This window comes from Streptomyces sp. SID11385 (genome assembly GCF_010548245.1).
Lineage (GTDB): Bacteria > Actinomycetota > Actinomycetes > Streptomycetales > Streptomycetaceae > Streptomyces.
On record NZ_JAAGLR010001088.1, the window covers coordinates 1 to 13,518 of the forward strand.

Annotated in this window: 9 protein-coding genes; 3 read left to right on the top strand and 6 right to left on the bottom strand. The window is 71.7% G+C overall.

Features of this window, described 5'->3' with window-relative positions:
- Positions 1 to 1,365 (bottom strand): FtsX-like permease family protein (locus G3I42_RS33325; protein WP_343244736.1); only part of this gene is annotated, 1,365 nt, incomplete at its 3' end.
- A gap of 303 nt (positions 1,366 to 1,668) precedes the next feature.
- On the opposite strand from G3I42_RS33325, the gene G3I42_RS33330 reads away from it, so the two are divergent.
- Positions 1,669 to 2,394 carry an ABC transporter ATP-binding protein gene (locus tag G3I42_RS33330; protein ID WP_164291405.1) on the top strand — a complete coding sequence of 242 codons (726 nt, stop codon included), beginning with the start codon at positions 1,669 to 1,671 and terminating at the stop codon, positions 2,392 to 2,394.
- Between the two features lie 122 nt (positions 2,395 to 2,516).
- On the opposite strand, the gene G3I42_RS33335 is transcribed toward G3I42_RS33330, so the two are convergent.
- The 3 genes from G3I42_RS33335 to G3I42_RS33345 all read right to left on the bottom strand — a co-directional run bounded on the left by G3I42_RS33335 (position 2,517) and on the right by G3I42_RS33345 (position 8,185).
- Positions 2,517 to 4,706, bottom strand: coding sequence for a discoidin domain-containing protein (locus G3I42_RS33335; RefSeq protein WP_164291406.1), 2,190 nt, complete (start codon positions 4,704 to 4,706; stop codon positions 2,517 to 2,519).
- A gap of 491 nt (positions 4,707 to 5,197) precedes the next feature.
- Positions 5,198 to 6,943, bottom strand: coding sequence for a discoidin domain-containing protein (locus G3I42_RS33340; protein ID WP_164291407.1), 1,746 nt, complete (start codon positions 6,941 to 6,943; stop codon positions 5,198 to 5,200).
- 165 nt (positions 6,944 to 7,108) lie between these two features.
- A complete protein-coding gene (locus G3I42_RS33345; protein ID WP_164291412.1) occupies positions 7,109 to 8,185 on the bottom strand; it encodes a DUF1996 domain-containing protein in 1,077 nt (358 codons plus the stop codon).
- Between the two features lie 370 nt (positions 8,186 to 8,555).
- On the opposite strand from G3I42_RS33345, the gene G3I42_RS33350 reads away from it, so the two are divergent.
- Positions 8,556 to 9,614, top strand: a complete 1,059-nt coding sequence (locus G3I42_RS33350) for a LacI family DNA-binding transcriptional regulator (RefSeq protein WP_164291408.1) — start codon at positions 8,556 to 8,558, stop codon at positions 9,612 to 9,614.
- Positions 9,615 to 9,988: 374 nt separating this feature from the next.
- Complete coding sequence (gene katG / locus G3I42_RS33355) at positions 9,989 to 12,205, top strand: catalase/peroxidase HPI (RefSeq protein WP_164291409.1); 2,217 nt, start codon at positions 9,989 to 9,991, stop codon at positions 12,203 to 12,205.
- A gap of 44 nt (positions 12,206 to 12,249) precedes the next feature.
- On the opposite strand, the gene G3I42_RS33360 is transcribed toward katG, so the two are convergent.
- Entirely contained in the window at positions 12,250 to 12,756 is a 507-nt protein-coding gene (locus G3I42_RS33360; protein ID WP_164291410.1) for a DUF4232 domain-containing protein, read from the bottom strand.
- Between the two features lie 123 nt (positions 12,757 to 12,879).
- Positions 12,880 to 13,518: LysR substrate-binding domain-containing protein (locus G3I42_RS33365; RefSeq protein ID WP_164291411.1), on the bottom strand; the 639-nt coding region annotated here is incomplete at its 5' end.

A 13,518-nucleotide genomic window follows, 5' to 3' on the forward strand; every position in this document is an offset into this window, starting at 1 on the left:
CTCGCGCGGCCCCTGCCCCGCGAGCTGCCAGAACGCGAGCCCCGCCGCCACGAGCAGCCCCAGATCCGCACCCGCCCGCAAGAACCCCGGCAAGGCCCCGGCCCGGCCCCGCCCGGCCCCGCTCCCGGCGGCGAGCGCACCCGTCAGCACCACCCCGCACACCACGGCGAAACCCACCGACACCAGCCACACCAGCGGCGTCGCCCCGTACGCGAGCCGCAGCCCGCTGTCCGCGAGCGAGGACCGCTCCACGAGCAGCCGCGCCAGGGGCCCCGCGAGCAGCGGGGCCACCACGAGCGCGGGCACCACGACGGCCAGCGCCTCCGCACCGGCGAGCCCCGCCACCCGCGCCCGCGAAGCACCCCGGTGCCGCAACAGACCCGTGTGCCCCGCCCGCTCCGCGGACAGCAACTGCGCGACGAGGACCAGCGCGCACAGCGCGAGCAGCACGAGCTGGACCGCGACGATCAGCAGCGTCGAGCGGTAGACACCGAGCGTCGTCGCGAAACGGTCGAGCAGCTCCGGCAGCCCGTCGCGCACCCGCGCGCTCCCGCCGAGCGCCGCCTCGGTACGCAACCGCTCGGCGCCCGCGACCGACGCGCGCCGCAACGCACCCGTGTCCCCGGTCCGCACCCCCCGGGTGTCCGCGACCGCCACCCACGACGACGTCCCCGCCGCGAGCCGCCCCGAGGCCATCGCCCCCGTACTCACCGCGAGCGGCCCGTACGTCGTGAACGAGACCGTGCGCGCCCCGCGCCCGCGCAGCGGATCGGCCTGCCAGTACGGGTCCGTGGTGTCCGCCGGGCGGTACACCCCCGTCACCCGCACCGCGAGCTTCTTCCCGCCCGCCCGGTCGGTCACCTCGAACTCGGCGCCGGGCGCGAGGTCCCACTGCCGCGCGACCCGTTGCGGCAGCGCCACGGGGAGCGGCCCCGACGCCGCGGAACCGTGCGGCAGCGTCCCCGCCACCACCCGCACCCGCGAGGCGTCCAGCGCGGCGAACTGCGTCAGGTCCGGCTTGCCGCCCGGCGCGGCCCGTCCGCCCAGCCCCGCGGGCAGCGCGTACGTACCGGACTGCGGGAAAGCCCGCACGGTGACGGGCAGCCCGCCGAAACTCGCCGCGGCCTCCCGGCGCACCACGCGGTCCGCGGTCTCCTCCTGCCCGGCGGGGACCTCCGTGCCCACCACGAGAGTCGCCCCCGAACCCCCTTGGTCACCCAGCGCGTGACGCAGTGCCGCGTCACCGACCGACTGGGCGAAGAGCGCGAGTGTCGCGAGCAGGGTCGTCGCGAGCAGCACCACGACGAGCGAGGCGGCCATGAGGACCCGGTGCGCGCGCAGGCGCAGCAGAACGAAGAGCGTCAACCTTTTCCCGCCCCCGGGGTGCAAAGAGAAAAATGGTCACCGAACGGGGACCGCGACCCGCAAACTATCCGGTCACCTCACACCCACTGAAAGGTCTCAGGGCAAAGCTTCACGCGATTGTGACCGCCCCGGCCTTCCCCTCGCCCCCCGCCGTCCGTACCGGCCACCCCCGAAAACGCCGCTGCTACCATCGCCCCGCCCGGCGGGTACGCCACCACCGCGGCCCGCGCACACCACGAGCCCGCACACCACGAGCATCCGCACATCACCGCCACTCGCGCACCGCCGCCGCAGGGGGACACCATGCCGGAGAACGCCACCACCGCCCCCACCACCCCGATGGTCCGCGTCGAGGACCTCCACCGCTCCTACGGCAGCGGCGAGAACACCGTCCACGCCCTGCGCGGCGTGAGCTTCGACCTCCCGCGCGGCGAACTCATCGCCCTGCGCGGCCGCTCGGGCTCCGGCAAGACGACCCTCCTCAACCTCGTCGGCGGACTCGACACCCCCGGCTCGGGCCGCGTCGTCATCGACGACACCGATCTCTCCGCCCTCGACGAGAACGGCCTGCTCGCCCTGCGCCGCGAACGCGTCGGTTTCGTCTTCCAGACCTTCGGCCTCGTCCCCATTCTCTCCGCCGCCGAGAACATCGAGGTCCCCCTGCGCCTGCGCAAGGTCTCCCGCGCCGCACGCGAGGAACGCGTCTCGATGCTCCTCTCCCTCGTCGGCCTCGGCGACCACGCCGGGCAGCGCCCCGGCGAACTCTCCGGCGGCCAGCGCCAGCGCGTCTCCATCGCCCGCGCCCTCGCCAACCGCCCCTCCCTCCTCATCGCCGACGAGCCCACCGGACAACTCGACGCCGACACCGGCCTCGCCGTCATGGAACTCCTGCGCGCCGTCGTCCGCAGCGAACACGTCACCGCCCTCGTCGCCACCCACGACACCCAGCTCCTCGCCCTCGCCGACCGCGTCCTGCACCTGGCCGACGGCGTCACGAGCTGGCAGGAGGACACCGTCCCCGCCGCCTGACGGGGCGGTGCACACGGCGGGACGACGCGGCGCCGCACGCGACGAAGCGGCCGGCCCCCGAAGGGACCGGCCGCCTCACTCACTCTCACTCACCGCGCCCCCGGCAGCGGGGCCCGGCCGCCTTACGGGAACGACGTGACCGTCGACGGGACCGTCGAGGTCCCGCTCGTCGCGCCACCCGTGTTGTTGATGACGTGGTTGTACTGACCCATCCCGCCGAGCGAGACCACCAGCAGGTCGTGGAACTTCACACCCGGCTTCACCGGGGCCTGGAAGCCGTGGTCCTGCTTGATGCCCGGGTCGGCGGTGTAGTTGCAGTAACTGCCGAGCCCCCAGCCCTCGTGCGTCGTCACCGAGTCCGCGACCTTGTACGCCGCGTACCCCTGGGTCGAACCGTTCTGGATCGCCGCCTGGTTCGGCGCGTCGTACGCCTTCTCGTTCTGGAAGAAGATCGTGCGCCCGCGCTCACCGTTCCACTGCACGTCGTACTTGTTGAAGTGCTCGACGAACAGACCCGTCGCGAGCACGTCGTTGCCGTTGACGGTCAGCCCGTAGTCGGCGCGGTTGGTCTCCCAGCCCACCCCGGCCCCGTGGTCGGCCCGCCAGATCCACGTGTGGTCGATGATCGTGTCGTCGCTGTTGACCACGAACGCCGTCGTGACCTTGCCCGGACCCGCGCCACCGACCCGCGCGAACACGTCCTGCACCGAGGTCGGGTTCGCCGCGTGGTCCACGTGCGAGCCCGCCGTGCCGACCTCAAGGAGCGAGGGCGAGTTGACCGCGCCCGCGTCCAGCAGGAGACCCGCGAGCTTCACGCCGTCCACGTCGGCGACCTTCAGCGCCGTGACCCCGTTGTCCGGGATCAGCGTCGCGTACCCGAGACCGAGCACCACGGTGTTCGCCCGGTTGACGTTCACCGTCTTGTTCAGGTGGTAGATGCCCGGCGTGAAGAGCAGGTTGAGGCCCTGGTCGAGCGCCTGGTTCAGGGTGTCGGCCGATACGCCCGGCTTCGCCACGTAGAACTGGCTCAGCGGCACCGACTGGCCCTGCGGGGTGCCGTTCCAGGAGACACCGCGCGCGTTCTCCCGCTTCGCGGGGACGAACACCTTGTAGTCGTTCCCGTCGAGGTAGAGGAACGGCTTCTCGCGCGAGACGGGCGTGTTGTTCAGCGTCGTGTACGGCGGGTTCGGGAAGGACTGCGCGGGAGCGCCCTCCACCCCGGAGAACACCATGTTCCACACGGCGTTGCTCCAGCCGCCGACCGTGCTGTCACGCGTGTACCACTGCTGCTGCGAGTACGGGCCGACCGTCCCGTCGATCTTGCTGTCCGCGATGTACCCGCCGCTCGCCCAGCCGTAGCCGGCCGGCGCCAGGTTCAGCCCGCCCTTGATGTGCATCCGGCGGAACGGAGCGGCCTGCGCGACGGCCCAGCGGTCGTCCCCGCTCACCGGCTTGATCGCCAGGTTCTCCGCCGAACGCCAGAAGTTCTGCGTCGCGTTGCCGTTGAACCAGCCCGCGTCGACCGTCACGTCACCGTTGAAGTTCGTGTCGTCCGGCTTCAGGCCGAGCCCCGAGATCGAGGTGTAGAACCCGAGCTGCACGTTCAGGTTGTTGTACGTGCCCGGCTTGAACAGCAACTGGTAGCGGCCGTCGCCGAACTGCGCCGACTCCTGCTGCTGGAAGATCGAGTCGACCTGCCCCTGGATGTTCGGGGTCGAGGGGTCGAAGACCTTCACGTTCGGGCCGAGGTCCCCGCCGCCGGTGATCGGGCCGCCGGGGTTCGAACCGCCCCCGGTGGTGCCGTACACCTGGAACTCCCACAGCGAGTAGCCGTACTGCGTGGCCCGCTGTGTCCCGTAGACCCGCACGTAGCGCGCGTCACCGCTGATGTTCAGCGTCTCGGTGCCGCCGCTGCCGCTCGTCGTCGAGTACTTCGAGGTCCAGTTCTGGTTGTCGGAGGAGAACTCCACGCGGTACGCCTTCGCGTACGCCGTCTCCCAGCGCAGCACGACCTGGCTCACCGAGGCCGTCGCACCGAGGTCCACGGTGATCCACTGCGGATCGGAGGCCGCGCTCGACCAGCGCGTGCCGTTGTCACCGTCCACGGCGTTGACCGCCGGGGTCCCGTAGTTCTCCTGGCTGGAGGCGGTGACGTTCTTGTTCTGCGAGAGCAGCACGGGCGCCGCGTGCGCGGCCGTCGCCGGCACGAGAGCCAGCAGGGCGGCGGCGAGGGCCAGTACGACAACCCCCACGAGGGTTCTTCGAGGCGGTCGGGCGCCGCGAACGGCTCCCGGACTCAGGGACACAGCCATGTCGGTCTCCTGGGCATGAGTCACCGCGGGCACACGGGTGCCGACGCGGTGGTGCACGAACAGTGCGGGTGGGAAGGGAGCGCGAAGTCCGGCGCTCTCCAGAGATCGTTCTCCCACCCCCCGGATAGCGTCAAGAGTTGTGCACAAGGTCCCTTCACTTGGGCGTTACATCCCCTGCACCGACCGACGGAAAAACCCTGGATAACACTTTCTCCAGGCTGACTTGAGGCGAATTTCCAGCCAGACGCCCCTTCAGGAGATGGCGAAAATCGATCGACCGCCGCCCAATTGTGACCAAGAAATGAAGGGACGTAACGCACGCGGAAGGCGGGCACGACGGGCCGTCAACCGGCCCCTCGCACCCGCCCACGCACCGGACGGCAGCGGGAGACCCGCCCGGTTCCACGCCGCCGCCTCGGCGGCGCGCCTCACTCACCGGTACGGGACCGCACACGACCTCCTGCGGCCCCGTACCTCCGGCAGAGGCCCGCTCAGCCCCCGTACACCCCGAACTCGTGCAGCGAGTACCCGTACCCCGTCCCGCGCTGCGTCCCGTTCACCCGCACATAGCGGGCCGTCGCGCTCACGTCGAAGTCGTCGATCCCGCCGTTGCCCGCGGTCTCCTCGTGCACGGTCCGCCAGTCGCTCCCGTTGTCCGAGACCTGGATCGTGTACGCCTTCGCGTACGCCGACTCCCAGTCGAGCTGGACGTGCCGGAACGCGGTGGGCGCCCCCAGGTCGACCTGGAGCCACTGCGGATCGCTCCAGTCGCTCGCCCAGCGGCTGGAGGCGTCACCGTCCACCGCCTTGTCCGGCCCGCACGGGCACCCGCCCGTCGGGTCCGACTGGAACGAGGACGCCGTCGCGGTCTTGCCGCGCGCCAGGTTCGTACCGGTCACCGGCGGGGCCACGACCTTGAGCGAGGTCGTGCCGACCCCCACGTTGCCCTTGCCGTCCTTGACCTTCACGTACAGCTTCCACGCGCCCGTCCGGTCCGGAGCGGTCACCTGGAGCTTGCCGCCACCGAGGTCCTTCGCGTCGATCGTGGTCAGCGCGGAGGCGTTGTCGATGTACTTCGACCCCACCTGCACCTCGTAGCTCAGCGCGTCCCCGTCCGGGTCGCTCGCCGGCACCGTGACAGTCAGCGGCTTGCCCGCCGCCACCGCCGAGGTACCGCCCTCGACCTGGAGCGCGTCGACCTTCGGCGGCTTGTTGTCGTTCGCCGTCGACTTCCCGTACGCCTCCTTCACCGCGTAGTACGAGGGCCGCTTGTCCCCGGCCGGCAGCAGGTTGAACCAGATCCCGCCGAAGTCGTACTCCGTCCCGTAGTGGAACATCGTCGCCCCGAGCGCGACCCCCTTGTGGTCGGTGACGCACTGCCAGGCACGCGTGTACCCGGCCGCCTTCGCCGCGTCGTCCGGCTCCTGGGGCACCCCGTTCGCGTCGTCCGGCACCTCCCACTCGCCGGCGGGACCGGTCTCGGTGATGATGTACGGCTTGTCGTAACCGCCCTTCTCCCAGGTGTCCTTGACCCCGCAGACATCCTGGTAGGCGTTGACCGCGTACAGGTCGAGCGCCGGGGTGTTCTTCTTGAAGTACGGCCAGGCACCCGTCCACGCGTCCGTCGACGTGACCGGGTGGTTGGGGTCGACCGCCTTGATCTTCACGGCCAGCTCGTTCACGAACGACGTGTACGCGTCGCGCTGCTTCTCCAGCTCGTCACCGCTGTAGCAGTTCTGGAGCCCTAGCACCGACTCGTTGCCCACGTCCCACATGAGCACGCCGGGGTTGTCCTTGTAGGTGTCCACCCACTTCGGGAACTCGGCGAGCATGTCGCTCTTGTACGTGGTGTCGGTCAGGTAGTTGACACAGCCACCGGCGCCGGGACCGCCGCCCGGCTGGAGCCAGAAGCCGGCCACGACCCGGATGCCGTTCGCCGCCGCCGCGTCGAAGAGCGGCTTGCTGGTGGCGTCCGTGCCCCAGGTCCTGATGGTGTTGACGCCCATCGAGGCCACATCGGGCAGGTACTTCGGCGCGTCCGTGGGCGACGGGCCCCACGTGAGGCCCTTGACGGTGTACGGCTGCCCGTTGACGGACAGCTGCCAGTTCCCCTGCGAACCGGTGACCTTCACGACGTCACCGGCCGCGTGCGCGGCGGGGACCGGCAGGGCGAAGGCCGCGCCGGCGAGGGCGGCGGCCACCGCGAGCGGAGCGCGGGTGCGGGTGATTCTGCGCATGGGAGAGCAGGCTCCTTCCGGAGTCCATGGGTGGGGGAGAGGGGGGAAGCGTGAGGTGGGGGCCGTTACTGGCGGCGCGTACGGGGCCGGAGCGGCGCGCACGCGAAGGGTCGCGGCGCCGGGGCGGCCCCCTGTATGTGCACCACCCCGGCACCGCGTCCCGGATCAGCTCGGCAACTCGTAGTTCTCGTCGAGTGCCGCGCCCGCCTCCGGGTGCGTCTCGTCGTAGCCTCTGGGGTCGCACTGGAGGCCACCGACGATGCAGTGGTCGACCATCGCCTTGAGCGTCGCGTCGTCCCACGCGTTGAAGAAGTCGTAGTGGAACGTGTGCGCCGCACCGCTGGCGAGCCGCAGATCGGAGGTGTCACCGTTGACCGGCCACGCCATCTTGAACTCGATCATCGGCAGCGCCACCGGGTGGTCCGCCGGGCACACGTTGTCGTTCGTGCCCGCCTTCACCACCGGATAGGCCATGTGACTGGTGTGATTGGGCGTGTCCAGGTACTTCCCGTCCCAGCAACTGGGCGCCTGGAAACGGATGTTGAGCTGGACGTCCTGACCGGTCGGGCACGAGGCGGGGAACTCGGTGTTGAAGTAGCTCTCCCCGCACTCCCAGCCCTCGACGAAGCCCTTGTGATGACGGAACTCGTCCGCGCTCTGCATCGGGCTGCCGACCAGGAAGCGCAGACCCTTCGGGAAGGGCCGCACGCTCGTGTAGTCGGTGACTCCCGACTTGTAGTAGATGGTCTGGACGTCCACCGGCAGGATCTTCTTGTCGCCCTTGTAGAGCGAGGGCATCCAGTACCCCGACTTGTCGCCCGGCGCCACGCACGTGGTGCCGTTCGCCGCGTCCATCGACGCGCTCGTGGAGTTGCCGTTCGTGGAGACGTTCCCCATGAACGTGTGATCGTGCGAGGCGCCCGGCTGACCGGGGAAGACGATCGGGTCGTCCGGCGCGGTGTGCGTCACCGAACAGTGCGCCTGGAACTCGTGGAAGTAGCGGTGCGGGGGGTTGGCCTGCGAGGGCTCGGCGTTGACCGGGGGATTGGCCGGGATGTAGCCGTCACCGTCCGGGTCGTCACCGAAGGCCCGGGGAGCGGCCTGCGCGTGATTCATCCCGGCGTGCGACGAGGTGGAGGCGGCGGCCTGCGAGGCCGGGGCCGAAGCGGAGGACTGGTCGCCGGCGTACGCCTGCGGAAGCACCAGCCCCACCGTCGCGGCGAGCAGCCCCGCCGTGATCATCAGTCCCGACCCGTAGGCCGATCTGCGGAAACGCGATCTCCTCGACATACGGAGACCTCCTGTTGTCCGTGGGGGTGTGGAGGAGGAGCGCGCCCCCACCCGCCCCCGTCCCGCCCCGTCGTCAGGGGCCGGGCGGAACAGGGCGACAAGAGTGAGAGAGCGCTCTCCCAACGGGAGTGTTCCGCCGTCGTCGAAGACATGTCAAGAGAAGATGAACTCCATGTTTCCGTGATGTCGCCACCCCTCCGACCGTCCCCGCAAGGGAAGTTGAGAGCGCGGCCGTACCTCGCCGCACCGCCGGGGCAGGGTTTTGACACCGGTTCCGCCGCAGCGGGAAGAGAGCGCTCTCCCAGGGTTTACGCTGCTTCCCATGAGCAGAGAGCCGCAGACCCGCGGCCGGGCCGCGACCCTGGAGGACGTCGCCCGCGTCGCCGGGGTGTCCCGGGCCACCGTCTCGCGCGTCGTCAACGGCGTGCGCAATGTCGACCCTGGCATCCAGAGCGCGGTCCGCGAGGCGATCACCGCCACCGGCTACACCCCCAACCGTGCCGCCCGTTCCCTCGTCACCCGCAAGGCCGGAACGGTCGCCCTCGTCGTCTCGGGCGCGGGTGACGAGGGCGAGGACACGGACCCCGGCTTCGCCGCCCGCGTCTTCGCGGACCCCTTCTTCGGCCGCGCGGTGAGCGGCATCATCGGCTACCTGCGCCCCCACTCGCTCCACCCCGTCCTCCTCTTCGCCGAGACCGAGGCGGCCCGCACCGAGGCCATCGCCTACCTGCGCCAGGGCAGTGCCGACGGCGCCCTCGTCGTCACGACCCACCCCGCCGACCCGCTCCCCGCCCGCATCGCCGACACCGGCGTCCCCGCGGTCCTGTTCGCGCGCCCCGCGCTGCCCGTCCCGCTCAGCTACGTCGACCTGGCCCACCGCGACGGCGCGGCACTCGCCGCCGACCACCTCCTCGCGCGCGGTCGCCGCACCATCGCGACCATCACCGGGCCGCTCGACGTCCTCGCCGGGCAGGAGCGCTTCACCGGCTTCCGCGAGGCGATGGCCCGCCACGGCCAGGCCTGGGTCCCGTACGCCGAAGGCGGCTTCACCTTCGCCAGCGGCGAGACGGCGATGCGCCGACTCCTCGACGAGCACCCCGACCTCGACGGCGTCTTCGCCGCCAACGACCTCATGGCACAGGGCGCCTGTCAGGTCCTGCGCGAACATGGCAGACGCGTCCCCGCCGACGTCTCCGTCGTCGGCTTCGACGACAGCCCCGCCGCCGTCACCGCCCACCCGCCCCTCACGACGATCCGCCAGCCCGTCGAGGAGATGGCCGCCGAGATGGCCCGCCTGCTGCACACCCACATCGAGAGCGGGGCCGCGGAACCCGTCGCGGTGGTCTTCGACCCGGAACTCGTGATCCGTGCGTCGTCCTGATCCGTGCGTGGTCCTGATCCGTGCGTCGTTCTGGTCCGTGCCTCGTCCTGATTCGCGCCGGTCGTGGTCCGCGCCGGGGCGTGGCCGCCCCCGGTCTTGACCCGCGACCGGCGCCGCGTGCGGGCCCGCGCCCGCTCCCGGCCCGGTCTCCTCCCGGCTCGCGGCTCGTCGCCGACCCGTACACGTGCCCGGCCTGTCATGCACCGGGTAGGTTTTTTCTTGACTTGGACAAAGTCCATCGTAGGATCGGTTCCGGTACGAGTCGGGACGCGCGCGGAAGCCGCCCGGGCAGGGCCCCACCACACCCTGCCCCCGCACGCTCCCACGCACTCCGGCACGTGCTCAAGGAACCGCACAGGTCCGGAAGGATGTCCATGACCGAGAACCACGACGCCATCGTCACCGACCCGAAGACCGAGGAGTCCGGCGGCTGCCCGGTCGTGCACACCGCCCGCGCACCCCACCCCACCCAGGGCGGCGGCAACCGGCAGTGGTGGCCGGAACGGCTCAACCTGAAGATCCTGGCGAAGAACCCCCCGGTCGCGAACCCGCTCGGCGACGACTTCGACTACGCCGCCGCGTTCCAGTCCCTCGACCTCCCCGCCGTCAAGCGCGACATCGAAGAGGTCCTCACCACCTCGCAGGACTGGTGGCCGGCCGACTTCGGCCACTACGGACCCCTCATCATCCGCATGGCCTGGCACAGCGCCGGTACGTACCGCATCAGCGACGGCCGCGGCGGCGCCGGCGCGGGCCAGCAGCGCTTCGCCCCGCTCAACAGCTGGCCGGACAACGTCAACCTCGACAAGGCCCGCCGCCTGCTGTGGCCGGTGAAGAAGAAGTACGGCCAGAGCCTCTCCTGGGCGGACCTCCTCATCCTCGCCGGAAACGTCGCCCTGGAGTCCATGGGCTTCGAGACCTTCGGCTTCGCCGGCGGCCGCGAGGACGTCTGGGAGCCCGAGGACGACGTCTACTGGGGCCCCGAGACGACATGGCTCGGCGACGAGCGCTACACCGGCGACCGGCAGCTCGAAGAGCCCCTCGGCGCCGTCCAGATGGGCCTCATCTACGTCAACCCCGAGGGCCCCAACGGCAATCCGGACCCGCTCGCCGCGGCCCGCGACATCCGCGAGACCTTCCGCCGCATGGCGATGAACGACGAGGAGACGGTCGCGCTCATCGCGGGCGGCCACACCTTCGGCAAGACGCACGGCGCCGGCCCCTCCGAGAGCGTGGGCGACGACCCCGAGGCCGCCGGCCTGGAGGAGCAGGGCCTCGGCTGGCGGAACACCTTCCGCAGCGGCAAGGGCGCCGACGCCATCACCTCCGGCCTCGAAGTCACCTGGACCACCACTCCCACGCAGTGGGGCAACGGCTTCTTCGACAACCTCTTCGGCTACGAGTGGGAGCTGACGAAGAGCCCCGCCGGTGCCCACCAGTGGAAGCCGAAGGACGGCGCGGGCGAGGGCACCGTGCCCGCCGCTCACGACCCGGCGAAGAAGATCGCGCCGAACATGCTCACCACCGACATCGCCCTGCGCGTCGACCCGGTCTACGAGCCGATCTCCCGCCGCTTCCACGAGGACCCGGCCGCGTTCGCCGACGCCTTCGCCCGCGCCTGGTACAAGCTCACCCACCGCGACATGGGTCCCAAGTCCCTCTACCTCGGCCCCGAGGTGCCCGCCGAGACGCTCCTGTGGCAGGACCCGCTGCCCGCCGCCGAGGGCGCCCCGCTCACCGCGGCCGACATCGCGACGCTCAAGGAGAAGGTCCTCGCCTCCGGCCTCTCCGTCTCCGACCTCGTCTTCACCGCCTGGGCCTCCGCCTCCACCTTCCGCGGCAGCGACAAGCGCGGCGGCGCCAACGGCGCCCGCATCCGCCTCGCCCCGCAGCGCGAGTGGGAGGCCAACGACCCCGAGCGCCTCGCGACCGTCCTGTCCGGCCTGGGGGCGGTCCAGCGCGACTTCGCCGCGACCGGCGGCCACGTCTCGCTGGCCGACCTCATCGTCCTGGCCGGCACGGCGGCCGTGGAGAAGGCCGCGGCCGACGGCGGCCACGCCGTCGACGTCGCCTTCACCCCGGGCCGCGTCGACGCGACCGAGGAGCACACCGACACCGAGTCGTTCGCGGCGCTGGAGCCGGTGGCGGACGGTTTCCGCAACTACACGGGCAAGGCCGCCCGGCTCCCCGCGGAGTACCTCCTCGTGGACCGCGCCAACCTCCTGACGCTCTCCGCCCCCGAGATGACGGTCCTCGTCGGCGGCCTGCGCGTCCTCGGCGCGAACACGGGCGGCTCCACGGCGGGCGTCCTCACCGCCCGTCCCGGAGTCCTGACGAACGACTTCTTCGTCAACCTCCTGGACGCCTCCTGGCGCCCCGCCGCCGACGGCAGCGGCACCTACGAGGCCACCGGCACCGACGGCGAGGTCGTCTGGACCGGCACTCGCGCGGACCTCGTCTTCGGCTCCAACTCGGAGCTGCGCGCCCTCGCCGAGGTCTACGCGAGCGACGACGCCGCCGCCAAGTTCACCGCGGACTTCGCCGCGGCCTGGTCGAAGGTCATGGACCTGGACCGCTTCGACGTGGCCTGATCCCGCCGCGAAGGCCCCCGGGGTGCTCCCCGGGGGCCTTTGCCTCATCCCGCCCGCACCGGACCGATGAGTGTTCCGCGCGCCACCTTCAGCTTCCCGTCCGCGAAGGAGGTCCCCGGGATCTCCCCGCGCGGCGCGCGCAGCGTGAACCCGACCTCGTCGGCGCGCACCTGACGGGCCTTCGTCGGCACCTGGATGTCGAAGTGCACCGGGTGTCCGTACTTCAGCACCACCTTGTGCCCCTGCTTCCCGTACCGCCCCGCACGGACCCCGCTGTCCTTCCCGTGGTGCGAGAACCGCACGTCGACGGGCGAACCGGCCAGGGTGCAGGCGGCGTACCCGCGCGGCGCGGTGAGCGTCACCCGGTAGTGGTGGTGGCCCGCGCTGTGCGGCGCCTCGGTGATCTTCGCGAGATGGTTGGCGGGCCGGCAGGCGGACGGCCGCGGCCCCGTGCCCGGAGCGGCGGTCGCGGGCACCGCGGCGACGAGCCCGGAGGTCACCACCCCGACAGCCAGAGCGACGGCGGTCCTGCGCAGACGCATGAGTCCCATGAGCGTTCTCGGTTCAGTAGTGCGTGTGGAACATCCCGATGCTTGCCCCGCCTCCCCGCACCGCATGTCCGCGCGCCGCCGCACGTCCGGGGGAACCGGACGGAGCGGAGTTGACCACCGTGCTCACCCCCCGCCGCCCGCTGCCGCCGCCTCCACGGCCGCCCGCACGAACCCGGCCACGAGCGGCCGCCGGTCACGCTCCGCCCAGGCGATGACGAGCGCGCTGCGCGGCGCGTCGACCACGGGCAGGCGCACCAGCTCCGGATGCGACGGCTCGGCGAGCGAACGCGGCAACAACGCGAGGGTGCGCCCCAGCCTCACCCACTGCACCATCTCCGGCCCGTCGACGACCTCCGGCCCCGGCACCACGCCCTCCGGCGCCCCCGTCCAGCCCGCACCCCGCCACCGCGGCAACGTCTCGCCGACGAGATCCTGGAGCGTGAGCCGCTCGCGCGCGGCGAGAGGGTGGGAGCGGGGCAGCAGCGCGACCCGGTCCTCGACGAGAAGGGTCTCGTGGTCGAGCCCCGCGGGGTCGTCGAAAGGCAGGTACAGCAGAGCGACGTCGGCCTCTCCCGTACGCACCCGCTCGGCGCGATCGGTGGCTCCGCCGAACAGGATGTCGACCTGGTGCGCCCCCGCCACGCGCGCGTGCGCGGCCAGAATCCCGGACAGCAGATCGGCGTCCCCACCGGGCTTCATCACCAGCCGCAGCCGCGTCTCGCCCTCCGCCGCCCGCCGCGCCGCCCGCGCGGCGGCCGCGAC